We start from the raw sequence: 25,179 nt of genomic DNA, 5'->3' as shown, positions 1-25,179 counted from the left end.
ATTGCCGGCTCGCGTTCAATTTTTCCTACGAATCATTTTAATAGGCCAAACAGATATCGCAGAAAGCCTCTCCTTTTAGGCTGGCGCCGCCAACAAGGCAACCATCCACGTTAGGAATTCTAATTATTTCCCTTACATTATCCGGATTAACCGAACCTCCGTACAGAAGCCGAATAGATCCGTAGTTTTGGGTACATTTAGTCTGAAGAGATTGGCGAATAGCAAGGTGCATCTGGCTAATTTGAGTGGTTGTAGGAGTTTTTCCCGTCCCAATGGCCCAAATGGGCTCATAAGCAACCACAACCTGTGACGGCTCTAATCCGACAGGGAGCGAGCGGTTAATCTGTGCCTGAACAGTTCTTTGAGCCCTCCCTTCCTGCCGCTCTTTTAGGCTTTCTCCAACACAAACAATGGGTATTAGCCCTTGATGAATAGCTTGTACCGCCTTACGTTTAACCATTGCATTGGTTTCTCGAAGCCTTGTGCGCCTTTCAGAGTGCCCCAGCACGACATATCGACAGCCGATGTCGGATAGCATTCTCGGAGAAACATCACCTGTATATGCTCCCACTTCGTACTCAGAGCAATCCTGAGAACCTAGATTTATCCATTTGTTTTTATTCAATAATTTTTCTACGTGCTGCAGCAAGGTAAATGGTGGACAAACCACAATTTCACATTTTGGAGCATTATCCGACAAACCAGCGTTGAGCTCTGTCAAGAGTGCCTCAGCGCTACCCACATCACCATTCATTTTCCAATTTCCAGCAACTAGCGGTGATTGCTTTAATTGTTTCTTCATATAAATAGCACCTTTTACAGTTACATCTTCCCAGGGCTAGGGGTTCCAAAACATTAAGGCCCCTACCTACATATTGACAGTTGCCCAAACCATCGAGATTCTTATCATGTAAAGAGCAACCTTAATACGAGCTTTTTGGAAAAATAAAGGATTAAACAGCGAACTAAAATGTTACAAAATTTATTTTCTAATCTGAAATCTCTGACAATTAAACTGTTTCTAGGGCTAATAGCGCTTAGCTTCGCAGTTTGGGGCGTCGGGGACATTTTCCAAGGTGGCAGTGATCCTACAGTTGCTACCATAGGCAAGACAGACATCAAAGCCTCGCAGGTCGCTCAAACTTATAATCGAGAATTAGAGCAACTCCGACGTTTAACCAATGGTCAAATTGATGCGGAACAGGCCAGAGCTCTGGGGATAGTGGAAAACACACTTCAACAACTGATTAGTAAGGGAGCCATAGATCAACAAACCAAAGAATTTGGAATGGCTGCATCTGACAAAATCGTTGCTAAAGAAATTAAAAAATCACCAAATTTTCATAATGAATTAGGTCAATTCGACAAGGCAATTTTCCAATACTCGGTAGGCCAGAGCGGTATGACTGAGGATAGCTTCATTGAGACTGTAAGAAACGATATTGTGCGCAATCAACTGGTGGGTGCTCTACTCAGCGGCTCACATGCCCCGACAAGCCTCTCCCAGATTTTATACAAGCATGCGACAGAAAAACGATCAGTCGCTTTTGTTATAATAGGCCAGGAGCAAGTGGGAAAAGCACCTCACCCATCTGCCAGTGAAATTTATGATTTTTATAAAGAAAATCCGCAGGAGTTTACTTCAGAACCCTACCGCTCCGCAAGTTATGTCGAGTTACGGCCATTTGATTTCACAGAAGAAATACAGATCTCCGAGGAGACACTTCTATCCGAGTACGAATATCAAATTGATCGGTTTACCACCGAACCAAAAGTTGACATTAACCTTATAGTTTTTCCGGATAGAGATACCGCCCTCTCGGCCGTTGATATGATAAATGCAGGCCAAGATTTCATCTCTATAGGAACATCAATGACGGATTTGAGTGAAGACGACCTTGATTTAGGATTAGTTGGACGGAGTGCTCTCTTGCCCGAGTTAGCTGACGTTGCATTCAATACCATCCCAGGAAACATTACGGCCCCTATTAAGACAGATTTTGGCTGGAACATTCTAAAGGTGAACGCAATCCAAAATGGTGGAGTTGAGGGTTTTTCGGAGGCCAAATCAATAATTCGCGAGGAGCTAGCAACGGAAGAAGCCATAGAATTAGTTTATGAATTAAGCAATCGACTTGAGGATCACCTGGCTGCTGGACGCACTCTGGAGGAGGCTGCTCGATTATTGGGCTTAAATGTCAAACTAATCCCTCCAATAACTATATCGGGATTCGGTCAAAATGGAGATATGGTCGAGAATCTTCCACCCTCGGGGGAGTTGCTCCCAACCGTTTTTGCCAGCCAAATGGGTGAAGATATCCCCATTTTAGAAGCGGAGGCTAATTCAATTTACAAAATCCGAGTAAATGAGATTTTCCCTAGAGCTCTTCTTCCTCTCGAATCAGTGGAAGATTTAGTTGTTACCTCTTGGCAAAGTGCCTGGCGCGACAAAAAGGCTCTTGAGTTGGCGTCTCAGTTCATTAATACAGCGACCGAATTGGGATTCAATGATGCCATACTCCAAATGGGAATCGATCCTTTACTCGTAACAGAATTGACCCGGGATGGAGAGGGACTAAAATTAAATCTTGAACAACAATCATTACGTTTTTTGTTCGAGTTGCCCCTTGATGGTATTAGTGGCACTTTAAGATTGGGACCGGAAAAATATGCTGTAGCGAGCGTCACGCAAATTATTCAAAATGAAGTAATAGATGAGGATGAGCTTGAGATAACCGCTCGGGAGTTAAACGCCTCGTTGCAAACTGATTTACTAACAGGGCTCCAAACGGCTTTGCGTGAAAAATATAAGCTGACAGTAGATGAAAAAGTTTTGAGTAATTTGTTTTAAGCCAATGTTAGCTCAAAACTCAATTTATCCGGACTTTGCCGAATTTTCTGAGAAGTACGACATCAAACGCCCCCAGGTCGTGTATTCCACCCTAGTGGCAGATTTAGAGACGCCTGTCTCTGCGATGCTAAAAATTGCAGCGCAGAGCCAATATTCTTTCTTGCTTGAATCGGTTGAGGGTGGATCAGTTCGAGGCCGTTATTCGATTATTGGCCTTGAACCTGACGTCATTTGGAAGTGCCACAAGAATACTCCGGAGATTAATAGAAAGGCCCTGTCAGACACCCAAACCTTTATCACTGAAACCAGAGGAGCATTAGATTCTCTGCGGCAATTGTTAGAGGAATCGGAAATAAAGTTGCCAGCAAACTTACCTCCAATGGCTGCTGGCTTAGTTGGATACATGGGGTATGATACCGTCCGTTTAATGGAAAATATTCCAGACAATAATCCATCTGGTCTTGCTGTACCCGATGGGCTATTTATTAGACCTACCATTATGGCAATTTTTGATTCAGTTTTAGACACACTCACCATTGTCACTCCAGTACGGCATAATTCTACAAAAACTGCGAAACAGGCTTTTGATCAAGCTCTAGCTCGACTCAGCAATGTGACGGACAAGTTCTCCCGTAATATAATGCCGGAGAAACGTTCGATTAAACGAGAAACCAACACCCTCAATCCAGTGTCAAATCTAGGATCTGAAACATATAAAAAAATCGTTAATCAAGCCAAAGAATATATTGCCGCAGGAGATGTGTTCCAGGTGGTCTTATCTCAACGATTTAGTGTCCCGTTTAGGCAACACCCCTTTACTCTTTACCGATCACTGCGAAGGCTAAACCCTTCGCCCTTCCTCTTTTACTTAAACTTTGATGAGTTTGCTGTGGTTGGGTCTAGTCCGGAAATCTTGGTGCGCCTCCGTGACGATCAGGTGACTATTAGACCTCTTGCAGGAACGCGAAGACGTGGAGAGAACTTAAATGAAGACCAGTCCCTTGCCACTGAACTTAAAAATGATCCCAAAGAAATTGCAGAGCACCTGATGTTACTAGATTTGGGCCGAAATGATGTCGGTCGGGTCACCAAAATTGGAACTGTGCACGTAACCGAACAAATGGGTGTCGAGTATTACAGTCATGTCATGCATCTAGTTTCAAACGTGGAGGGCATGGTCAAAGAAGGACTATCGGCGGTAGACGTGCTAGTGGGAGGGTTCCCCGCTGGAACGGTCAGCGGCGCTCCAAAAGTTCGTGCCATGGAAATAATCGATGGCCTAGAACAGGAACGGCGGGGCATATATGCGGGATGCGTGGGATATTTCTCAGCCAATGGAACTATGGACACTTGCATTGCTCTCCGCACGGCCATCGTAAAAGATGGGGTCATGCATGTTCAAGCAGGAGCCGGAATAGTTGCCGACAGTGTTCCGGAACTTGAAGACGAAGAATGCTGGAACAAAGCTAGTGCACTAATTCGCGCCGCGGAGCAAGCTATAGATGATTCATCTGAGGAAAACTCACCACCTTAAACTTTATCCTCCACTACCATACACCAAACCTTTATTCTACTACGCTGCTGATTTGCACTAATGTGTAACCTCGCATCACAGCATCCGGGATCCAGTCTTGTAATACTGAAAATGTTTCTGCATAGGGATGCCCGATAACCACAGCGACCCCATTCTTACGCGCAAATTTCTCAGCCAAAAACAACTGCTTCTTGATCGCAATTTTTGAACGATCATTGTCCAAGAAAATATTTCTTGAAATAGTTTTAACCTTCTTTTTTCTTGCAACAATATGCCCTTTTGTTGCGGGAGTTGTTCGCGAGTCTAAAAAAATCATATCCCGCGCTTTGAGTTCCTCCATCACTATGAGCATAGCATTCTCGTCCTGTGTAAACTTGCTTCCCATATGGTTATTTAGGCCTATGGCTCCTGGCACTTGAGTGATTGCTAAACGTAATTGTTGAAGCACTTCCTTAAATGTCATAGTTAAAAGTAGTGCGCTTGGTCCTGGATTAATAGAGGGGTCGAGCGGTTCCATTGGCATATGGATTAAGACTTCGTGCCCCAATTCAACGGCACGAGTGGCTAGAGTAGTACTAGTTGGCGAGTTGGGAAGAAATGCAAGGCCGATTGAATTAGGAAGCGAGAGCGCTTGTTCGGTCAAAATCCGGTTTGGACCAAGATCATCTATAACTATTGCTATTCTTGGTCTTAACAAACCTTTGTCCGAATCTTGTTTTTCGAGGCGTGCCTCATTGGTAGTTATTAGATCACCTCCATCTTCTGCATTAACAATCCCAAGCGAAAAAGAAACTATTGCCCCGAACAAAAAGAAAGTTCCAATAGAAAAACACGAAACTCCTTTACAAATAAAGCGTTTAGAGCATCTATATTCATAAGAAATAACTTTTTGCTTGATCATAACGCTGTCCTTAGGGTTTGGACGGGGTAATTTTGAGGTAGCGGGCGTCCGTGTTTTTTAATTGTGCTACAATTAACCTTCTTTGATATTTAGGTAAATTGCTTGAAAATGTACACGCAAAGGGTGTCAATCGCGAAGGGAGTGGCATAATGCTTAGTGAGGCCGTAAATTTTGGATTTATTTAAATTCTTTATATTTTTATATAAGTTATTGATATGTATGTATTAATAGATAACTATGATAGCTTTACCTATAACCTTGTGCACTTTCTTGGGGAATTAGGGGCCGAGGTATCCGTCTTTCGAAATGATTCGATCACACCCGGGAAGATTTTGAAACTCTCTCCCGAGGGAATTATTCTTTCGCCAGGGCCACGCGACCCGAGTAGAGCAGGCATATGTCTAGAAACGATAAAGATGGCAGCAGGGACCATTCCAATCCTTGGCGTGTGCTTGGGTCACCAGTCAATCGGGCAAGCATTTGGCGCAAAAATTGTTCGAGCCCCTACACTAATGCATGGCAAATTAAGTAAAATTATTCACGATGGAGTTGAAATATTTTCTGGTCTTAAAAAACCCTTTCTCGCCACGAGATATCATTCATTAATGGTGAGTGAGGTGGGTTTACCAGCCGTCCTGCGGGTTACCGCTCGGACGGAAGATGGAGTAATCATGGGACTTAGGCACCAACATTTTCCCATTTTTGGCGTACAGTTTCATCCTGAAAGCATAGCTTCAGAGCATGGCCATCATTTGCTTAAAAACTTTTTGCAGATAACAAGTCCCCAGGGTGAGAAAATTGACCGGTGATCTTAAGCCGCTTTTGGCTAAACTAGCGACTGGCTGCTCCTTAGATGAAAGAGAGGCCTACACAGCGTTCGACATAGTTATGTCAGGGTCTGCCACCCCGAGCCAAATTGGTGCTCTTTGTATGGCGATGCGTGTCCGTGGAGAGACAGTTGAAGAAATAGCTGGGGCAGCCAAAACCATGCGGCATAAGGCTCTAACCATCGAATCTCCTGAAGGCGCAGTGGACACGGCGGGTACCGGTGGCGATGGAATGAGAACATATAATGTATCTACTGCATCGGCTATCTTAGCTGCTGCCTGCGGTGTACCTGTCGCGAAGCACGGGAATAAAGCTATGTCTTCTAAATCGGGATCAGCCGATGTGCTAAGCAGTCTTGGTGTTAATGTGTACGCGCCAATGGAATTGGTTCGTGAAAGTTTGTGGCACCACAATATAGGTTTTTTTATGGCACCCCGACACCATGATGCAATGAGGCATGTAGCTCCGACCCGGACTGAACTTGGTACCCGCACAATCTTTAACCTTCTTGGACCACTTTCAAATCCAGCCAATACCAAAAGACAGTTGGTTGGAGTATTTGATCAGAAATGGTGCCGGCCGTTGGCGGAGGTTTTCGGAAAGTTAGGAGCCAAACACGTCTGGGTTGTTCATGGTATGGATGGTATGGATGAGTTGACAATTTCAGGCCCTTCATATGTGTCCTGTTACAACAATGGTGAAATTATTGATTTTGAGGTTAAACCAGAAGATGCAAACCTAAAGTCTCAAGACATCCAACAACTAAGAGGAGGAGATCCTTTAACAAACTCAAAAGCCATTCTAGACTTGCTGGAGGGAAAAAAGAGCACCTATCAAGATGTCGTGCTCCTAAATACAGCCGCAACACTCATAGTGGGTGGAAAGGTGAAAACCTTATCGGAGGGAGTTGAGGTCGCTGTTGGAGCGATTTATTCCGGGAAAGCCAAAGAAACCCTAAAACAACTAATCAAAACATCAAATAAAAAGCTTTCGGAGAAAGCTTAATGCCTAATGTATTAGCCGAAATATGTGCCGAGAAAAGAAGGTGGATTGCCGCTTCTAAAAACAGGTATTCCGAGAACTATTTATTACAACATCTAGGATCCTCGGATCCGCCCCGAAGTTTCGCTGATGCTCTAAAGGACAAGGTTGCAGTGACCGGTGTGGGACTCGTGACAGAATTAAAAAAAGCTTCGCCTAGCAGGGGGCTTATTAGAAACGAATTTACGCCAAGTCAATTGGCGGTAGATTACCACAAAGGCGGTGCAGCCTGTCTTTCTGTATTAACAGACAAGCCTTACTTTCAAGGTTGTAATGAACACCTTGTCGAAGCCCGTTCTGCAGTAGAAATTCCCGTTCTTAGAAAAGATTTCATAATTGATCCGTACCAAGTAATAGAATCCCGGGCTTTGGGAGCTGACTGCATCCTTTTAATAATGGCAGCCCTGGAAGATCATCAGTGCCAGGAATTAACCACTTGTGCTGAGGAACTCAAACTCGATATTTTGATTGAAATTCACGATGCTGAGGAGTTGTCGAGGGCTCTAAAAATTAAAGGAAGTTTCTTAATAGGAATTAATAATAGGGATCTCAAAACCTTAGAAGTAGATCTTAAAAATACAGAGGAGTTAGCTCCAAAAGTACCTAAAAACTATGAAATAATTTGCGAAAGTGGTATCTCTAATTTTGCAGACATTCAACGGGTCCGCGCTATTGGAGTATCTCGATTCTTGGTGGGCGAAAGCCTCATGCGTCAACAAAACTTAACCGAAGCCACGAAAGTGTTACTTGGAAAAAAACAAGAAGAACTCTAACCTTTTTGGACAAATGCAAGATGGATAAACTGAACCACTTTGATTCTGACGGAAAAGCAATCATGATTGACGTTGGGGCTAAGGCAATCACCGAAAGAATAGCTTCGGCTGAAGCAAATATTGTAATGTCTTCCGAGACTTTATTAATGATAAAAGAGGGTGAACACAAAAAAGGCGATGTGTTAGGAGTGGCACGATTGGCCGGCATAATGGCTGCAAAAAAGACCAGCGCTCTAATTCCCTTATGCCATCCTTTGGCATTAACCTCGATTACCGTTGATTTAGAATGTATCCCTGAAGAAAATTTAGTTAAAATACTGTCGACATGTAAGTTAAGCGGCCAAACAGGCGTAGAGATGGAGGCACTAACGTCAGCTTCCGTTGCTGCCTTGACCATATACGATATGTGTAAATCCGTCGATCGCTCAATGAAAATCACAAACGTGCGCCTATTGCATAAATCCGGAGGAAAATCCGGTACCTTTTTTGCTTAAAACCAATGATTAGTGTTCAAGAAGCCAAAGAAAAAATAATAACATCGTTCTCTGAGCTCCCTGCAGAGGATATTAGCTTAGACATGGCATTGGGTCGGGTATTAGCGAAAACGTTGGTTGCTCGACGCACCCAACCCCCTTGTGATCTATCATCAATGGATGGATATGCAGTTAGATGCGGTGACTTTTCTAAACTTCCTCACGATCTTCGTTGTATAGGTGAAGCACCTGCTGGAACTATGTTTGAAGGAAATGTTGGCCCTGGAGAAACGGTCCGCATATTTACAGGTGGCCCTATACCATCCGGAGCAGATGCGGTGGTGCTGCAAGAAGATACAAACGCGAATGATGAGTTCATAACCATAAATGAAAAGCCGACGCCCGGGCAATATATCAGGAGGGCCGGACTAGATTTTTCCGCAGGCGTTGATCAGCTTTTGCCAGGACGCTTTTTAAGAGTCCGCGACATTGGATTAGCCGCTGCCATGAACCATCCTTGGGTTTCGGTTCGCCGTCGCCCTTTGATTACTATCTTGGCTACTGGAGATGAAATTGTTCGCCCAGGAGAGCCATTAAGCCAAAACCAGATTGTTAGTTCGAATTCTATTTGTCTCAAGGCATTTGTTGAAAATTGTGGAGCGACTGGGATAAACCTGGGCATAGCTAATGACGACACTTTAGCTTTAGATAGAATGATAGGGGGGGCGATAGGTTCAGATTTGCTGATTACAACTGGGGGAATCTCCGTTGGCGACTACGATTTAGTTCGGCAAGCCCTAGTCTCAAAAGGCCTAACTGTGGATTTTTGGAAAGTTGCAATGCGTCCAGGAAAACCTGTAATGTTCGGAAAATTTGGGCAGGTACCTGTTTTAGGCCTGCCAGGAAATCCCGTCTCAGCATTAGTCTGCTCTTTAATTTTTGTTAAACCAATTATTGAGAAATTGTTAGGCATCGTGGAACCTAATATAGGAAAATCCTATGCCACTCTTACTACCCCCCTGCCGGCCAATGATCAAAGACAGGATTATTTACGGGCAAAACTTAATTCTGAGAAAGATGGTACTTTATTCGTTACACCTTTCCCCAAACAAGATAGTTCCATGGTATCATTATTAGCATCCTCTGACTGCCTGATTGTAAGGGCTCCGAGAGCCAGGGCGGCCGTGGAAGGCGAACGTGTCGAGATTATGACCTTCCCAAAAGGAAATGCTGCAGTTTGACAGGATGAGCGCTCAACACCAAATTGGGTTAGAGTTCCTCAAATTCAAGCCACACAAACCCTATCCGTTGACTAGGCCAAAGAACTAAAGTAGAACATCATGGAATGTTTGTGTTTTGTTCTTTGTGGGATCTAAGATTTTGCTTACTCGAAAACAACAACGACTTCTAACTTATATCGTCGAACGGCTGGATTTAGACGGGGTTTCTCCATCTTTTGAAGAAATGAAATCATTTTTAGGTTTACGCTCTAAGTCAGGGGTTCATCGCCTTGTAAAGGCCCTAGAGGAAAGAGGGTTTATTGAAAGATTGCCAAACAGGGCTCGCGCCTTACGTGTAAAAACGCACCCAAGGGATAATTTAATAATATCGCAATCGGGCCAAAGAACTGTTCTGGATGTTGTTAATCGGGGAAAATCCCCTAAAATTGTAAAAGGAAACTTTCCTGGTCGCGGAGCGGCAAAAAATAGCGTTGATCTATCAGAAAGTCAGGTTACCACTGTACCGCTTCTGGGGCGGATTGCAGCTGGGACTCCGATAGAGGCCCTGCAAAACCCTGGAAACCATATTACCCTCCCCGACAACTTGAACTCTGATAAAGATCATTACGCCCTTGAGGTGTCAGGCGACTCTATGACGGGGGTCGGTATCATGGATGGCGATATAGTAATTATTGAAAAGTGTGAAACAGCCGACAATGGCTCTATTATTGTAGCTCTTATTCAAGAGCAGGAGGCTACCCTTAAACGATTAAGGCGAAAAGGTAATTCGGTTGCTCTAGAATCGGCGAATCCATCCTACGAAACCAGAATATTCGGTCCTGAACAGGTAAAGATTCAAGGTATTTTAAGAGCTCTTCTAAGAAAATATTAAGGTGGAAACATCCGAGACGAAGAGTTCTAGCTGTCAGCACTAGCGTTTTTGAATTCTACTACCAGAAATTATGTGTTTGCGCTAAATAGAGCATATATAATTTTATTCAAAATTTGCACCGGACATAGATATGTCAGTAATAACTAGATTTGCTCCATCGCCCACTGGATTTCTTCATATTGGTGGTGCTCGCACGGCTTTGTTTAATTGGCTGTTTGCACGTCATCATGAAGGTAAATTTTTACTTCGGATAGAGGATACTGATAAACAACGTTCAACCCAAGAAGCAATTTTGGAAATTCAGAAAGGATTGAATTGGTTGGGTCTAACATGGGACAACGAAATTATTTTTCAATCTGCCAACGAAGCCCGCCATCGTGAAATGGCCAACTATTTGCTTGAGAATGATTTAGCCTATAAATGCTTCTCGACACCAGAAGAACTGGCTGAGATGCGTTTACGGGCAAGGACTGAAGGTGGTCAACAAGGCTACAATGGATATTGGAGAGATAAAGGGCCTGAAGATTGGCCATCAGGTGTGTCCCCTACTATTAGGTTCAAGTCTCCCGAAACTGGCGAAACTAGAATTAATGATCAGGTTCAAGGAGAGGTAATTATTAAGAATTCTCAGCTCGACGACATGGTCATCCTCAGGAGCGATGGTACACCAACATATATTCTTGCTGCAGTGGTCGATGACCATGATATGCAGGTCAGCCACATAATTAGAGGAGACGACCATCTGGTCAACGCCGCGCGGCAGTCACAACTGTATAATGCATTTGGCTGGAATATTCCCATTTATGCTCATATTCCACTTATTCATGGTTCAGACGGTTCGAAATTATCCAAAAGGCATGGTGCTCTTGCTGTAAGTTCCTACAAGGACAAGGGGTTTCTCCCGGAATCTTTGCAAAACTACCTCCTCCGACTAGGTTGGTCCCATGGAGACCACGAAATTATAACAATGTCCCAAGCAATTACATGGTTTAACTTGAAGCAGGTTGGTAAAAGCGCGGCAAGATTTAACCTGGATAAGCTTGAAAATCTAAATTCCTATTATCTTCAGAAACTACCAACTTCGAGAGCACTTGATATTATAGTAAGCGGGCTTTCCAAAAAACTTGGACGGAGTGTGACTAAGAAACAAAAAGAATGTCTAAAACTCGGAGTGCCTGGCTTATTATCTCGTGCTAAAACTATTGCGAATCTCGTTGCTAGCGCACAGTTCTACGTGGCCCAACGACCTATTCCACTTGACGAAAAAGCTAAGAAAGCTCTTCTCCAACCAGGTCTCAGTGCGATCTTAAACAAATTAATGCCCATACTTGAAAAAAATAAAGAATGGGAAGCATCAAATATTGAATCAGAAATGCGTGATTTAGCGGAACAATCTGGCGTTAAACTCGGTTCGCTAGCCCAACCTCTCCGAGTTGCTGTTACTGGAACAACTGTGTCTCCAAGTGTATTTGAAGTACTTATGGCTTTGGGCAAAGAAGAATCTATGGCTAGGATCTCCGACATCCAAAAGATCGTTTCAAAGTGACGCTAATCCCTAAAAATGGGCTAGAAACATGCTTTTTTCATAACTCAATTAGCCGTATTATCAGTTCATATAATGGGGTTGAAACCCTGCAGATAACTCAGGCCATTTCTAATGTTAATTCAAGGAGAATGTGATCATGCCAGACAACAAGACTAATAGGGCAGATTACACATTAACATTAACCGATAAGAAATCAGGGAAAGACTTTGAATTACCAGTATTAATGGGAACAATGGGCCCTAATGTCATCGATGTTAGAAAACTATATTCTGAAACCGGAATGTTTACCTATGATCCTGGATTTACTTCCACCGGAAGCGCTTACTCAGCTATAACTTATATTGACGGCGAAAAAGGAATTCTTCTTCATCGTGGATACTCAATAGAAGAACTTGCCCGGGATAGTAATTTCTTGGAGGTATGTTTTTTATTGCTTAATGGAGAATTACCTACGGCGGCTGAGTTTTCGGATTTTGATCGCGAAGTTACTTATCATTCTATGCTCAATGAGCAAGTAACTTATTTTTTGCGTGGGTTCAGGCGAGATGCTCATCCAATGGCAATAATGATTGGAGTTGTTGGTGCTCTTTCTGCCTTCTATCACGACAATATCGATATAAATGATACTGCGCAGAGGGAGATCACCAAACATCGGATATTAGCAAAAATGCCCACCATTGCTGCTATGGCTTATAAATATTCGATTGGCCAACCATTTATTTATCCAAGAAATGACCTAACCTACTCTGAAAATTTTCTTCACATGATGTTTGCAGTTCCGGCAGAGGAATATCCCGTAAGTAGTGTGTTAGCCCGCGCCATTGATCGGTTATTTATCCTCCATGCGGATCATGAACAAAACGCGTCCACATCAACCGTTCGCTTAGCAGGTTCCTCTGGCGCTAACCCATTCGCCTGCATAGCTGCAGGAATAGCATCACTTTGGGGTCCGGCTCATGGTGGTGCTAACGAGGCGGTCATTAAGATGCTTGAAGAAATTGGCGAAGCTGAAAGAATTCCTGAATTTATAAGACGGGCCAAAGATAAAGATGACCCTTTTCGTCTGATGGGTTTTGGCCATCGCGTCTATAAAAACTATGATCCTAGAGCAACGGTGATGCGACAAAGTGCCCACGAGGTTCTGGAAGAACTAGGTTCAAGGGATGAACCTCTCTTAAAGCTTGCAATTGAGTTAGAAAAATTGGCTCTTGAGGACTCCTATTTCGTCGAGCGTAAATTATTTCCCAATGTAGATTTTTATTCAGGAATAATCTTGAGGGCTATGGGTATCCCTACAGACCTATTTACCGTCTTGTTTGCTGTTGCCCGGACCGTTGGGTGGCTAGCCCAATGGGACGAAATGATCTGTGATCCAGGACAAAAAATTGGTAGACCAAGGCAACTGTATACCGGTCCTGCTGAACGTCCATTCATTCCTATATCCGCCCGCTAAGTTATAACTACTAATTGGATTCCATATGGAACAAGTTGTTACTTCTCTATCAATTCTAGTTGGTAACCATCTGGATCTTCAATAAATGCGATGATGGTGGTTCCATGTTTCATGGGACCTGGTTCCCGAATTATTTTAGCACCGCTCTCACGGAGATGGCGACATACTGAATTTATGTCTGGAACCCCAAGGGCAATATGCCCATAGCCTGTACCAACATCATATGCTATTTCCTGGTCCCAGTTATGGGTGAGTTCTATGACTGCACCCGACTCCTCCGGTCCATAGCCTAAAAATGCTAGTGTAAAACGTCCTGTTTGGAAATCTTGGCGTCTTAAAAGAGTCATTCCAAGAGTTTTGGTATAAAACTCGATTGAAGCCTCCAAGTTTTTGACACGCAACATAGTATGTAGTATGCGAGCATTTATACTGGTCATCTTAATCTCCACAAAAATATTATTTGGGTGCTAAAACAGCATCCCTCACAACGGAAGCTGCTTTGGAATAACCACCGTCAGTTCCACTATTTAACTCTTTCAAGGCAAGTAATTGTTCAGAAATTTGTTTTTGTCTTCTCACTCTGTCGACCAATAATTTAGTTATGGCATCAGATAGCCTCATGGGGCTACACTCCCCTTGCAAAAACTCTGGCAATATTCTTCTGCCTGTAGCGATGTTGAGTAGTGAAACGTGTGAAACCTTAAGCAATCGGCGTGCGACAAAAGCTGTAATTGGTGCAACTTTATATCCAACAACCACGGGTACCTTGGCTGCTGCCAATTCTGTAGTGATTGTTCCGGAGGCAGCCAAGGCCACGTCGCACGCTTTTTGGGCGCCCTTTCGGTCCGAAAAGGAATCAATCAAGATAACATTTATATGCCAAGCGCTTGTCATAGAACTGACGAGAGGACTGAGATATGGAATGGTTGTTATTACGATTTCTAAGTCAGGAAAATTCACTAAAAGCCGTTTGACTGTTTTCTCAAAAATCGGAAGCATCCGCAAGACCTCGGCCTTGCGGCTTCCAGGGAATAGGCCCAATACGACCTTGTCTGATATGTTATGTTTCGCCCTAAACTCTACACCCAATCCATCTGGTAACTCTTCAGTGACAGGATGTCCAACGAAGGTGCATTTCATATTCCCATAGTTAAAGTATTGCGGCTCAAAGGGAAGGAGGACCATTAAATGATCATAAAACTTAGACATCTTTTTAGCGCGAGATGGTCGCCACGCCCAAACAGTTGGCGCAACATAATGGATTTTAGGAAAATTTAGATCTTGAAGTAATTCAATCAACCTAAAATTGAATCCTGGAGAGTCTATAGTAACTAAAACATCAGGGTTAACCCTTCGGATTTCTTCAGCAGTATCCTTTAGCCTTTTCCGCAGAACAGAAACTCGTGGCAAGATCTCCACAAGCCCCATTACAGATAAATCAGACATCGGGAACAAACTCTTTAGACCATTTGAAGTCATTTGTTCGCCACCAACGCCCCAGAATGATAAACGTTCTCCACACTGTTTTTTCAAGGATGCCATTAGGCCTCCCCCCAACTGATCCCCTGAGGGTTCCCCAGCTACCAAGAAAACTCGTTTTTCTGATTCTTTAGATATGATTATTGGGGTTCCCTATTATTTGTATTTACGCCTATAAGAAAAATGCCATATTTATCTGCAAGTTCAATAACTTTCCTACGTTGAACTATAAGGGAGGCGCATGCTTGCAGTGCAATTCCCCCGAGCCCAGATTCTTGAACTCTTTTTATGGTGTATGGGCCTATGGTGGGGAGGTCAGCTCTTGGATCCTGAAAGGACTTTCTTACCTTTATCAAGGTTCCTTTTTCCCCAGCTTTGGATAACAAACCACACCTAGAGATAAGGCAATCTGTTCCTTCTGCAGCTTCTATGCCTAAAATCAAACCTTGCTGAACCACAACTGCTTGCCCAATATCCAAATCACCTATGGCTGTAGCGACGCTCAATCCTACGGCAATGTCTTTCCGCACTTGGGGGGATGGGGAATACCGACCTATATTCCCAACGGGAGTCAATAAACCAGGCAACACTTGTTCAACTCCAACCACACGGAAACCTTCCTTCTCCAACTCCGTAATTGCGATCTTCAGGACATCCCCATCTCCTTGTCTGCCTGATAAAAATCGTGGCAGTAGCTTCATGGCTCGTAAATCTGGCCGGACCTCCTGCCAGCTTGGGCGCTTTATTGAGCCCACCATTACTATTTCCTTGACTGCTTGCCTTTTGAGTTCAGAAAGTAGCTCCCCAATAGCTCCCAAACGAATAATTTTATGAGGAGTTCCTTGTAGCTTACCCGGATCTGCATTGCCCTTAATGCCAACAACAAAATACTGACGTCCGGAATGACTACAAGCGGAGCACAGCTCGTTAACTAACTCGCCACCTCCGGCAATTATACCTAATTTAGGCCGCACGATTAAATTTTGGTCGGCAAATAGCTCTCGAAGTATCCGCTCCAGATTGGATGAATTGGATTATTTCCATTACCGGTTCAACTTCGCCAAAACTTTCTAAAACATCCTCCATGCGTTCACTCATTGTACCTTCTTCAGCAAATAGAAGACGATATGCTTTACGCATTTCGTGTATAGCTTCGCGAGAGAATCCTCTACGTTTTAATCCTACGACATTCAAACCCGATAAATGTGCTCGGTTACCCATCGCGGAACCGTAGGGAATCACATCATTTTCTACGCCGGACATACCGCCAATCATAGCGTGCCTACCAATTCGAACGAATTGGTGAATTGCGCTTAACCCACCTAAAATAGCAAAGTCACCAACTTCAACGTGGCCTGCCAAGGTCGCATTATTTGCAAGTATTACGTTATCACCGACATGACAATCATGAGCCACGTGCGCTCCAACCATAAAAAGACAATGGTTGCCAACTCGGGTAACCATTCCGCCTCCCCCCGTTCCGGGGTTCATAGTAACGTGTTCCCTTATGACATTCCCTGATCCAATCTCAAGAGTTGATTGCTCACCCTTATACTTCAGATCTTGCGGCTGGAGACCTATAGACGCAAATGGAAATATATGGTTATTGGATCCAAATTTTGTATTGCCGCCTATGACTACGTGCGGTTCGATGCGACAGCCATCTTCAAGCACCACATTCGGACCCACAACTGAGTAGGGACCAATAATCACAGATGAATGGATTTGCGCTTTTTCATCGACAATCGCCGTTTCATGAATGCTGCCTGCAGCTATGACTTTCTCTGAAGAGAATGATGTCATTTTTACCGCTTAACCTCTTCGTCTGATATCATAGCCGTAATTATTGCCTCCGCCACCAGCGTTTCAGCTACTTTGGCTTCACAGAATAACTTCCAAACATTACCACGGTTTCTTCGCTTAACGGCATGAATCAAAAGTTGATCACCTGGGACCACGGGTTTCCTGAAACGTGCGCCGTCGATACTCATAAAATATACAAGCTTTCCATTGGCATCTCCCCCCAGAGTATGAACAACCAACAAAGCAGATGTCTGAGCCATTGATTCAATAATCAAAACACCTGGCATAACCGGTGCAACAGGAAAGTGTCCTTGAAAGAAAGGCTCATTGTAGGTCACATTTTTTAGGCCTATGGCACTATGGTCAGCCCGGATTTCACAAATTCGATCAACGAGCAAAAATGGGTAACGATGAGGGATCATCGACATGATTTGGCTAACATCGATTGTTTGCTGCAGCTCGGCGCCTTTATTATCTTTCATATCCGCCCCCTTTTAAGTCGGCGCTTAACCAAATTACTCAACATACCCACCTGTCTGCGCCATTGCCGAATTGGTACAGCTGGAATACCTCCAAAAATGCCAGGCCCTTTAAGGTCACGGGTTACCCCCGATTTTCCCGCTATTGTCACCCCGTTTCCCAAGTTTATGTGTCCAGCGATAGCAGTTTGGCCACCAACAACAACAAAATCTCCTAATATGGTACTGCCAGCCACGCCAGCTTGACCAGCTAAAACACAGTTGCTCCCCAATTGAACGTTATGGCCGATTTGCACCAAATTATCTATCATGCAGCCATCACCTATAATAGTATCCCTTAAAGCTCCTCGATCAATTGTCGTATTAGCTCCGATACGCACATTATTTCCTATAACCACTTTACCTATCTGGGGAACCTGGGTATGACCTGAAGCTTCCATGGCAAATCCAAAACCAGGTTGTCCAATTCTTGCGCCTGGAAAGACACTAACGCCGTTTCCCATATGACAATGGGAAACAGTAACATTTGATTTTATATAGCAGTCATCCCCAATGATTACATCTTTTCCGATAATGGTATTTGCACCGATTAAACAATTTTTACCGATTTGCACTCTCTCGTAAATTTTAGCGCCATTTTGAATCTCGCTGCCTTTTCCTATCAGACAATCTTGATGAAGCCAAGCTCCGGCATCTACTCCAGGATTCAGCGGTTCTTCTAATGGGTGAAACATTCGACTAACCAAGGCGAACGCTTTCTGTGGATTATCTGAAAAGAGTAACGTGACCCCTTTTGGGGCTGCTCTTGGGACCTTTCGGTGCACGATTACGGCATTAGCCCGAGTATTGCAAAAATACTTATAATACTTGCGATTTTCTAGAAAACTAACTTCTTCCCTTGTTGCTGTTTGGAGAGAAGCTACACCTTTTATGAGTTCGGAGCCCTTTCTTGAATCTGACAGCACGGCACCAATCTCATGACAGATCTCGTTCAGTGAAAATGGGCCCAAGGTTTTAGAATTTTGGATGGTCACTTTGTTGACACCGCTACTCCGCGGTCTCCTCTATAAGAGTTATTTCGACCACTGGTAAACGGGCATTCAACACCGTTAAAACTTCCTGTGAAAACTCATAGTCTGTATTGACCATCAATAATTGTGTCTTGTCCAAGACTAGAGTGTAGCCTTTTGCTTCCGCTATTTCTGCGATTATTTGTATAGTTTGTATATCTATCTGCCTCATGCCGTACTGGAGCATAGCATCAAGCTGTTTATTTATTTTCGCAACATCGCGTTGTAAGCCTTCCACAAGAGTTGCAAACTCATTTTCTCGCTCAGAATAAGCCTCAGGAGTAAGAATAGCACGTTGCCTGCCCAACTCCTCCTGTTGAGCTCTTAATTCATTTTCCCTAGCACCAATTTCTTCGCGATAAGCCTTCTCCATAGCTTCAAACTCTTTACGCACGCTCTCACCAGCAAGAGAATCCTGCATGATCTTCTGTCTATCCACAACGCCAATTCGAACCTTAGGTTCAACTGTATTCTCTTCCTGTGCAGACACCTTACTCCCAGAAAAATTAAGGCATAGAAGGGTTAGTATGAAAAAAAAACGGTAAGAATTCAGAAAATGTATGATCATTATATCCTTGTTCCTATAAAGCCGACCATTAATACAAAGAGCCAATTCCAAAAGATATGTATTCTGTCTCATCAAATGTTTCACTAAGAACTGGACGGGCATAGTTTAGACTTATTGGTCCAAATGGCGAGTCCCATGCCAATCCTACTCCGACTGAAGCCCGAAGACTTCCTGTATCTTGTAAAAATGCCGAACTAGCCTCATCAACCTTGGTTAAACTACCAAAAGTGGTAAAGGCTCGGCCGCTTAGACCCAGTTCCCTTGGTAAGCCCAATGGAACAGACATCTGAGCAGTAGTCTGGTATAGCAGATTTCCACCCACAGTATTATCGGTACTTATATCGCGAGGCCCCACCCCCCCTGACTTAAAACCTCTAAAATTTTGGCCTCCTAGAAAAAACCGATCCGAAATCGATATTCTTTCTCCTGAAAAGCCATTTATGAGGCCAATTTCGCCGGTTAACGAACCTATCCAATCCTCCGTCCATAGCTTTTTGTATACTCCGGCCTCAATCTTGTTCCTCAGCCATTTCCGGTCTCCTCCCAGTCCAGCTAAATCTGAGACTAAGCCAATAAAATAGCCTTCTTTTGGATTAATTTTGTTATCTAACTCCTTATAAAAAATCGATTGTCCTAAGGTTGAAACTATCGACTCTCCAGCATTTTCAATAACAACGCTGCTAGCTAAAAGTGAGGGAATAATTTCCTCATTTCTCAAGCCATAGCGCACTTGCTGATACAGAAATTCACCAAGGGGATAGCTAGCACGAATCCCAAAACCTAAAAGGTCTCTGTTAAAAGAGCTTTCTCTAAACTCTCTTTTCGTCTTATAAACATCAAAGCCTGCGGATACCTCTCGGTTTAAGAAATATGGTTCGTCAAGGCTTGCTTCAATATTTTGATCTAAACCCGAGATTTGAAATTGTAAGCTTAAGTTTTGACCACGCCCTAATAAATTTTTTTCTCTAATTCCAGCAGAACCGATTAGCCCACTATCACTCGACACCCCAGCGCCAAATGTTAGTTCTCCAGTGGATTGTTCCTGCACATGTATCTTAAGTTCGGACCTATCGGGGGTTGATCCCGATGTATGTTGAATATCAACATTTTTGAAAAAACCTAATTCTTCAATCAACTGTTTAGAGCGCCTGACCTTAGCCGCATTGAATGCATCACCCTCCGCTATCCGCACATTTCTACGAATTACTCGATCAAGAGTTCTAACATTTCCAGTTATCTCCACTCGTTCTACATATACCCTCTGGCCTTCACCTACGTCGTATGCAATTGAAATTGTGCCCGCAACACGATTCCGTTCGACGCGAGGCAGCACCTCAACAAAAGCGTGTCCTTGCTCCCCTATCACCTTGGTTAATTCTTGGATACTCGATTCCACCGCATCAAAGTTATACCAATCGCCCTTTTTGGTCTTGACCAAGCGTCGTAATGGAAAGGTTTCCACTTCTTCTAAGGAGGTGTTAATAGTGATATCGTCAATCTTGTATCGACGTCCTTCATCCAATACGAAGGTTACAAAAAAACCGCTCTTATCATCAGTTAATTCTGAGATTGAGGTTTTCACCTGGAAATCTGCGAAACCATTGTTGAGGTAAAACCTGCGTAGAAGTTCTCCGTCAAAGTTAATCCGATCCGGATCGTAAGTATCGTCAGTGGATAGAAAACGCCACCAGCGTGTTTCTTTTGTTCGAATTACTTCTCTCAGCTTTCTATTGCTAAAATTTTTGTTCCCTACAAAGATAATGCGCTGAATACCAGTCTGTTCGCCTTCAACAATTTCATACACTAGATCAACCCGGTTCTGTTCAAGCTCAATAATTCGTGGTTCAATCCGTGCGGAGAATCTGCCGGAGCTCCTGTATAGCTGGAGCAATCTCGTAAGGTCTTTCTGAATCTTAGTTCGAGTATAAACCACTCGGGGACGCAGGCTGACCTCTGCCTCTAGCGTAGAATCTTTTATTCGTTTATTGCCTTCAAATACTATTCGATTAATTATGGGGTTTTCGCTAATATTTATGATCAGCGTTTGTCCCTCGCGAGCGATGTTGACATCAGCAAACAAGCCTGTAGCAAAAAGGTCTTTCAGCGAGCGGTCGATTAATACGGGATCAAAAGTTGATCCTTTAGTCACTGAAATGTATGACATTATAGTAGAGCGTTCTATCCTTTGATTGCCCAATATGGTGATACCTTGAATAACACCTACTTGTTCATCCTGGGCAGCTATAGGCGGAAGTATAATTCCTAATAGACCAAAACTCATGGCTAAAGAAAGAATGCTTTTCCGCAATCTTGACACAATCTTAAGTCTTCTCACAACGACTAATCCAAACATACACAAATCAACTAATTATCTGAGAAAAAAACTCAACAACGTTGGGTCGAGAAAGGTCATTAAAAATAGCAAACGCCATTATCATGATAACAATGGCAAAACCCATTCTAAAAAAATATTCCTGGATTCTTGCCCCCAGTGGTTTCCCACGAACCAATTCCACAAAATAAAATAACAAATGCCCTCCATCTAACATCGGGATAGGAAAAAAGTTTATTAGCCCAAGGGTAATCGACAAAACTACGACGAATCCAAAAAATGAAACCGGGCCGTTGGCAGCCTGAGCTCCAGACAACTGGGCAATCAAAATTGGACCACCAAGTTCCTTTGCACTCCTTGTAAGTGTAATAATTTGTCCAATTCCTTGTAACGTTTGAATTGAAATGGAGTAGGTGTGGGTAACCGCCTCAACAACAGATGCCGCGAAAGATACTTTCTCTACCTCTCGGCCATCCACGCTTACCCCCAATAATCCGATCTCATGAGTATTGCCTGTAATAGGATCCACGAACTCTGAACGGGCCGGGGCGACAGGAAGAAAAATTAGCTTTCCTTCCCGATCTATTGTGAAATCTAGCATCTTTCCAGGATTGAACATTACGACTTGTTGAACTTCCTCAAATCGATTTATTTTCTTATTCCCTATTTTCACTATGCGGTCACCAGGCTGAATACCAGACAAATCAGCAACGCTTCCTTCCATTACCACATCAATTACAGGCGGAGTATAGGACCTTCCCACTACCGAGAAAATTAAGGTCGAGATCACTACCGCTAACAACAAATTGGCTAATGGGCCGGCGGCCACAATTGCACTTTTCTGTCCGAGAGATTTGTAATGGAACGATAGTTTGCGCTCTTCATCGCTCATTTCCGCATCTGCTGACTGATCTTTCTCTCCCGAATAACCTAAATCGCCATAAAATTTTACGTACCCCCCAAGTGGGAGGAAACTGAATTTCCATCGAGTTCCAGCTTTATCCGTTACGCCAAAAATTTCCCGCCCAAATCCAACTGAAAAAACCTCAACCTTCACTCCACACATTTTTGCTACAGAATAGTGACCGAGCTCATGAATGAAAACTACCAGGGTCAAAACCACCAAAAACCAAAAAATATTGTGGGCAAAACCAGTCATTAGCTCCATAAGCTATTTTCCTCCAACGGGTCTATTTTGCTCATCAGTCTAGAGCAGCTATCAGATTCCGTGCCATGCGACGGGCCTCATTATCTATGGACATGATTTCTTCTATGCTGTCAGCTTTATTATACTGAATTCTTGCCAGACTAGCCTCAACTATCTTAAGAATTGATATAAAAGATATTTCGTATTGGAGAAAAGCCTGCACTGCTACTTCGTTGGCAGCATTCATTACTATCGCGGACCCTCCCCCCTCCTCCAATACCTCATTGGCTAGTCGCAAGGCAGGGAATTGCTGTTGGGATGCTCGGCGGAACGTTAGTTTTCCTACATCGGTAATATCCAGCCTGGACCCCCTTAACGGCATCCTTCTGGGCCAACTCAACGCATAAGCGATTGGGATCTTCATGTCGGGATTCCCAAGATGGGCAAGAAACGAACCATCCCAGTAGGAGACCATGCTATGGATGATAGATTCCGGATGAATTAAAACAGATATTTGATTGATATTAATAGGAAATAAGTGAAAGGCCTCTATCACTTCCAAAGCCTTATTCATCATAGTCGCGGAATCCACCGATATTTTTGGACCCATGTCCCAATTGGGATGTTTCACTGCTTGCTCCGGGGTTACACGTTGCAAATCATCCTTGTTACAATCTAAGAAAGGTCCTCCAGACGCCGTAAGGTATATCTTTTCGACGCTTTCCGGATTGTTGAAATCAAAGCTTTGAAAAACCCCATTATGTTCGGAATCCACAGGCAACAAAGTTGCCCCACTTTTTTTTGCCTCAAAAGCCAATAATTCTCCTGCACAAACCAAACTTTCTTTATTGGCAAGCGCGACGGTTCCACCATGGGCAATTGTTGTTAATACTGGTTTTAATCCTGCCGCTCCCACTATAGCCGCCATGGTCCAGTTAGTTTTAAGAGACGCGGCCTCGAGCAACCCCTCATCCCCCGCACCTAACCTACTTTTGGTGCCCGATAAGAGTCTTTTTAGCTCACGATATTTCTCCTTATTAGCAATTACTACAAATTCTGGTTCTAACGCATACGCCTGTTGAGCCAACAACTCAACGCTTTCATGGGCGGTAATGGCCAGTACGCGGTACTTAGTCGATGTAGACTGTAATACAGAGATTGTGTCGGAGCCAATTGACCCCGTTGAGCCTAAAATACTTATTGTTCGCGGTTCTTCCTGCTTGTTCATACTTTTGTGGCAATCAGTCAGTCTAAATCAATGAGTAACATCATGGCCGTAAATACTGGCGCACTCACCATAAAACCATCTAGTCTATCTAGTAGTCCCCCATGTCCGGGAATACTTTTACCACTGTCTTTAACACCCATCTGTCGTTTCAGCCAAGATTCAACGAGATCTCCTATTTGTGCTGCTCCTGCTACTAGGATAGCAAGCCCTGTCCACTCCCAAAGCTTTAGCGCCATAGGAAAGTCATACCAAAGCACTCCAAACAGTGTTCCAAAGAGACCAGCACAAATCACCCCTCCGAGTAGTCCCGCCCATGTTTTACCAGGGCTGATTCGTGGCGCAAGCCTGGGACCACCCACCATTTTCCCAAAGAAATAAGCGCCCGTATCTGTCGAGCAAACAACAATAAGCAACCAAAACATTAGTGCCAAGCCTATCTGCGGAAATTCCCGTATCCAAATAACACAGGCGCAAGGTAAGAATACATAAATTGACCCCAAGAGGCTCAAAACCTTGCTACAATTATTTCTAATTCCAACCAAAAAGTTAACAAAAACCGCCCCAACTACGCAAAGAAAAGCCATCCAAAGATTAGACGACCAAAATACCAAAATAGATAACCCCAACAAAGCCGGGCCGACATAACTAATGCTAGTTATCTGGCCTAGTCCAATCAATCTATTCCACTCTCGCATCAGGAAGTTTCCTAGAAGGCCTACAAAAATAGCAAATATCCATGAACCATTCCATATCACCAAAATTGGAATTGGCAATATACAAACTGCCGAGAAAAGCCGCAGTTGAAGGTTTCGTGAAAATTTCAAGTTAACTTCTGGTCCCACCATAACGCCGATCTCTCTCCGAAAACTCCTTGATAGCTAACAAAAAGTCTCGCTCTTCAAAATCTGGCCAAAGGGTGTCAACAAATACGAGTTCAGAATAGGCAGACTGCCATAAAAGAAAGTTACTTATTCTGCGTTCCCCACTTGTTCTAATCAGCAAATCTGGTTCGGGGATTCCTACAGTTTCAAGATAAGTTTCAAATTTTTTCTCATCAAGATTATCTATATCAAATTTCTCAACAGCAACATCTGCGACAATACTTTTTACCGCCCTCATGATTTCCTGTCTTCCGCCATAATCGAGGGCAACCGTAAGATTAAGTTTATTATTTCTTTTTGTACGATTCTCAGCAGAGCGAATTAATTTTTGGATATCCCCTTCAAGTCTCTTTTTTTCACCTATAACTTTCAGTCGAACACCGGAGTCAGATAATTTATCAATTTCATCCCGCAAGTAAAAACGCAGAAGACCCATGAGAGTTTGAACTTCACTCTTTGGTCTCTTCCAATTCTCCGAAGAAAACGCAAATAGGGTCAGATATGAAATCCCAAGTCGGCAGCATACTTCCACTGCCATTTGTACTGTTTGTGCTCCCTTGCGATGACCAGCAGATCTGGGAAGCGAATTTCTTGTAGCCCATCGACCATTCCCATCCATAATTATGGCTACGTGTCGAGGTAGACGAGACTCATCCTCATGGGCTGGAACAGCCATTCTA

General features: G+C 43.5%; 24 protein-coding genes. 10 read left to right on the top strand and 14 right to left on the bottom strand.

The features are described 5' to 3' along the window. Positions 1-37: 37 nt before the first annotated feature. On the bottom strand, positions 38-802 hold the full coding sequence (locus tag CMM32_11935; GenBank protein ID MBT07599.1) for a triose-phosphate isomerase: 765 nt from the start codon (positions 800-802) through the stop codon (positions 38-40). A 168-nt stretch (positions 803-970) separates the two neighbouring features. Between CMM32_11935 and CMM32_11930 the strand changes: the two genes are divergently transcribed. Both CMM32_11930 and trpE read left to right on the top strand, forming a co-directional pair. Next, the gene (locus CMM32_11930; protein ID MBT07598.1) at positions 971-2,851 is read left to right on the top strand and encodes a hypothetical protein; all 1,881 of its coding nucleotides are present in this window, start codon (positions 971-973) and stop codon (positions 2,849-2,851) included. Positions 2,852-2,855: 4 nt separating this feature from the next. Beyond that, a complete protein-coding gene (gene trpE, locus CMM32_11925; GenBank protein MBT07597.1) occupies positions 2,856-4,385 on the top strand; it encodes an anthranilate synthase component I in 1,530 nt (509 codons plus the stop codon). A 31-nt stretch (positions 4,386-4,416) separates the two neighbouring features. Here trpE and CMM32_11920 read toward each other — a convergent pair whose 3' ends face one another. After that, positions 4,417-5,286: a hypothetical protein gene (locus tag CMM32_11920; GenBank protein ID MBT07596.1), complete on the bottom strand. Its 870-nt coding sequence runs from the start codon at positions 5,284-5,286 to the stop codon at positions 4,417-4,419. A gap of 215 nt (positions 5,287-5,501) precedes the next feature. Here CMM32_11920 and CMM32_11915 point away from each other — a divergent pair, with 215 nt between their 5' ends. From CMM32_11915 to gltA, 8 genes are all read left to right on the top strand, one after another. Then, entirely contained in the window at positions 5,502-6,095 is a 594-nt protein-coding gene (locus CMM32_11915) for an aminodeoxychorismate/anthranilate synthase component II (GenBank protein MBT07595.1), read from the top strand. Next, positions 6,085-7,119, top strand: a complete 1,035-nt coding sequence (trpD, locus tag CMM32_11910) for an anthranilate phosphoribosyltransferase (GenBank protein ID MBT07594.1) — start codon at positions 6,085-6,087, stop codon at positions 7,117-7,119. The genes CMM32_11915 and trpD overlap by 11 nt, the downstream gene beginning before the upstream one ends. After that, on the top strand, positions 7,119-7,928 hold the full coding sequence (locus tag CMM32_11905; GenBank protein ID MBT07593.1) for an indole-3-glycerol-phosphate synthase: 810 nt from the start codon (positions 7,119-7,121) through the stop codon (positions 7,926-7,928). Before trpD ends, CMM32_11905 begins: the two co-directional genes overlap by 1 nt. Positions 7,929-7,948: 20 nt before the next feature. Then, complete coding sequence (gene moaC / locus CMM32_11900) at positions 7,949-8,422, top strand: cyclic pyranopterin monophosphate synthase MoaC (protein MBT07592.1); 474 nt, start codon at positions 7,949-7,951, stop codon at positions 8,420-8,422. A 5-nt stretch (positions 8,423-8,427) separates the two neighbouring features. Then, complete coding sequence (locus tag CMM32_11895) at positions 8,428-9,642, top strand: molybdopterin molybdenumtransferase MoeA (protein ID MBT07591.1); 1,215 nt, start codon at positions 8,428-8,430, stop codon at positions 9,640-9,642. Positions 9,643-9,781: 139 nt separating this feature from the next. Then, on the top strand, positions 9,782-10,513 hold the full coding sequence (locus CMM32_11890) for a repressor LexA (GenBank protein MBT07590.1): 732 nt from the start codon (positions 9,782-9,784) through the stop codon (positions 10,511-10,513). 130 nt (positions 10,514-10,643) lie between these two features. Then, the gene (locus tag CMM32_11885) at positions 10,644-12,059 is read left to right on the top strand and encodes a glutamate--tRNA ligase (GenBank protein ID MBT07589.1); all 1,416 of its coding nucleotides are present in this window, start codon (positions 10,644-10,646) and stop codon (positions 12,057-12,059) included. Positions 12,060-12,195: 136 nt separating this feature from the next. Then, positions 12,196-13,512, top strand: coding sequence for a citrate (Si)-synthase (gene gltA, locus CMM32_11880; protein MBT07588.1), 1,317 nt, complete (start codon positions 12,196-12,198; stop codon positions 13,510-13,512). A 38-nt stretch (positions 13,513-13,550) separates the two neighbouring features. Here gltA and gloA read toward each other — a convergent pair whose 3' ends face one another. From gloA to CMM32_11820, 12 genes are all read right to left on the bottom strand, one after another. Continuing rightward, a complete protein-coding gene (gene gloA, locus CMM32_11875; protein MBT07587.1) occupies positions 13,551-13,949 on the bottom strand; it encodes a lactoylglutathione lyase in 399 nt (132 codons plus the stop codon). Between the two features lie 19 nt (positions 13,950-13,968). Continuing rightward, the gene (lpxB, locus tag CMM32_11870; GenBank protein MBT07586.1) at positions 13,969-15,135 is read right to left on the bottom strand and encodes a lipid-A-disaccharide synthase; all 1,167 of its coding nucleotides are present in this window, start codon (positions 15,133-15,135) and stop codon (positions 13,969-13,971) included. Further along, complete coding sequence (locus tag CMM32_11865; protein MBT07585.1) at positions 15,132-16,010, bottom strand: UDP-2,3-diacylglucosamine pyrophosphatase; 879 nt, start codon at positions 16,008-16,010, stop codon at positions 15,132-15,134. The genes lpxB and CMM32_11865 overlap by 4 nt, the downstream gene beginning before the upstream one ends. Next, positions 15,955-16,794 carry an acyl-[acyl-carrier-protein]--UDP-N-acetylglucosamine O-acyltransferase gene (locus tag CMM32_11860; protein MBT07584.1) on the bottom strand — a complete coding sequence of 280 codons (840 nt, stop codon included), beginning with the start codon at positions 16,792-16,794 and terminating at the stop codon, positions 15,955-15,957. The genes CMM32_11865 and CMM32_11860 overlap by 56 nt, the downstream gene beginning before the upstream one ends. 2 nt (positions 16,795-16,796) lie before the next feature. Continuing rightward, entirely contained in the window at positions 16,797-17,276 is a 480-nt protein-coding gene (fabZ, locus tag CMM32_11855) for a 3-hydroxyacyl-[acyl-carrier-protein] dehydratase FabZ (protein ID MBT07583.1), read from the bottom strand. Next, positions 17,273-18,307 carry a UDP-3-O-(3-hydroxymyristoyl)glucosamine N-acyltransferase gene (gene lpxD, locus CMM32_11850; protein ID MBT07582.1) on the bottom strand — a complete coding sequence of 345 codons (1,035 nt, stop codon included), beginning with the start codon at positions 18,305-18,307 and terminating at the stop codon, positions 17,273-17,275. The genes fabZ and lpxD overlap by 4 nt, the downstream gene beginning before the upstream one ends. Before the next feature lie 13 nt (positions 18,308-18,320). Next, entirely contained in the window at positions 18,321-19,013 is a 693-nt protein-coding gene (locus CMM32_11845) for a hypothetical protein (protein MBT07581.1), read from the bottom strand. Continuing rightward, the gene (bamA, locus tag CMM32_11840; protein ID MBT07580.1) at positions 18,940-21,192 is read right to left on the bottom strand and encodes an outer membrane protein assembly factor BamA; all 2,253 of its coding nucleotides are present in this window, start codon (positions 21,190-21,192) and stop codon (positions 18,940-18,942) included. The genes CMM32_11845 and bamA overlap by 74 nt, the downstream gene beginning before the upstream one ends. A gap of 79 nt (positions 21,193-21,271) precedes the next feature. Then, positions 21,272-22,411 carry an RIP metalloprotease RseP gene (gene rseP / locus CMM32_11835; GenBank protein MBT07579.1) on the bottom strand — a complete coding sequence of 380 codons (1,140 nt, stop codon included), beginning with the start codon at positions 22,409-22,411 and terminating at the stop codon, positions 21,272-21,274. Between the two features lie 34 nt (positions 22,412-22,445). Then, positions 22,446-23,618, bottom strand: a complete 1,173-nt coding sequence (locus CMM32_11830; protein ID MBT07578.1) for a 1-deoxy-D-xylulose-5-phosphate reductoisomerase — start codon at positions 23,616-23,618, stop codon at positions 22,446-22,448. A 17-nt stretch (positions 23,619-23,635) separates the two neighbouring features. Then, positions 23,636-24,463, bottom strand: coding sequence for a phosphatidate cytidylyltransferase (locus CMM32_11825; GenBank protein MBT07577.1), 828 nt, complete (start codon positions 24,461-24,463; stop codon positions 23,636-23,638). Beyond that, entirely contained in the window at positions 24,444-25,175 is a 732-nt protein-coding gene (locus CMM32_11820; GenBank protein ID MBT07576.1) for a di-trans,poly-cis-decaprenylcistransferase, read from the bottom strand. The genes CMM32_11825 and CMM32_11820 overlap by 20 nt, the downstream gene beginning before the upstream one ends. Positions 25,176-25,179: the final 4 nt, after the last annotated feature.

It is taken from the genome of Rhodospirillaceae bacterium (assembly GCA_002728255.1).
Classification (GTDB): domain Bacteria; phylum Pseudomonadota; class Alphaproteobacteria; order UBA7887; family UBA7887.
Note: the sequence above shows the minus strand (reverse complement) of the source record. Positions and strands in the feature narration are given on the sequence as shown.

Coding starts and splice junctions, on each gene's coding strand:
- CMM32_11935 (MBT07599.1), bottom strand. CDS start 802: ATGAAGAAACAATTAAAGCAATCACCGCTAGTTGCTGGAAATTGGAAA.
- CMM32_11930 (MBT07598.1), top strand. CDS start 971: ATGTTACAAAATTTATTTTCTAATCTGAAATCTCTGACAATTAAACTG.
- trpE (MBT07597.1), top strand. CDS start 2,856: ATGTTAGCTCAAAACTCAATTTATCCGGACTTTGCCGAATTTTCTGAG.
- CMM32_11920 (MBT07596.1), bottom strand. CDS start 5,286: ATGATCAAGCAAAAAGTTATTTCTTATGAATATAGATGCTCTAAACGC.
- CMM32_11915 (MBT07595.1), top strand. CDS start 5,502: ATGTATGTATTAATAGATAACTATGATAGCTTTACCTATAACCTTGTG.
- CMM32_11905 (MBT07593.1), top strand. CDS start 7,119: ATGCCTAATGTATTAGCCGAAATATGTGCCGAGAAAAGAAGGTGGATT.
- moaC (MBT07592.1), top strand. CDS start 7,949: ATGGATAAACTGAACCACTTTGATTCTGACGGAAAAGCAATCATGATT.
- CMM32_11895 (MBT07591.1), top strand. CDS start 8,428: ATGATTAGTGTTCAAGAAGCCAAAGAAAAAATAATAACATCGTTCTCT.
- CMM32_11885 (MBT07589.1), top strand. CDS start 10,644: ATGTCAGTAATAACTAGATTTGCTCCATCGCCCACTGGATTTCTTCAT.
- gltA (MBT07588.1), top strand. CDS start 12,196: ATGCCAGACAACAAGACTAATAGGGCAGATTACACATTAACATTAACC.
- gloA (MBT07587.1), bottom strand. CDS start 13,949: ATGACCAGTATAAATGCTCGCATACTACATACTATGTTGCGTGTCAAA.
- CMM32_11860 (MBT07584.1), bottom strand. CDS start 16,794: ATGACATCATTCTCTTCAGAGAAAGTCATAGCTGCAGGCAGCATTCAT.
- fabZ (MBT07583.1), bottom strand. CDS start 17,276: ATGAAAGATAATAAAGGCGCCGAGCTGCAGCAAACAATCGATGTTAGC.
- CMM32_11845 (MBT07581.1), bottom strand. CDS start 19,013: ATGCCCGTCCAGTTCTTAGTGAAACATTTGATGAGACAGAATACATAT.
- bamA (MBT07580.1), bottom strand. CDS start 21,192: ATGAGTTTTGGTCTATTAGGAATTATACTTCCGCCTATAGCTGCCCAG.
- rseP (MBT07579.1), bottom strand. CDS start 22,411: ATGGAGCTAATGACTGGTTTTGCCCACAATATTTTTTGGTTTTTGGTG.
- CMM32_11830 (MBT07578.1), bottom strand. CDS start 23,618: ATGAACAAGCAGGAAGAACCGCGAACAATAAGTATTTTAGGCTCAACG.
- CMM32_11825 (MBT07577.1), bottom strand. CDS start 24,463: ATGGTGGGACCAGAAGTTAACTTGAAATTTTCACGAAACCTTCAACTG.
- CMM32_11820 (MBT07576.1), bottom strand. CDS start 25,175: ATGGCTGTTCCAGCCCATGAGGATGAGTCTCGTCTACCTCGACACGTA.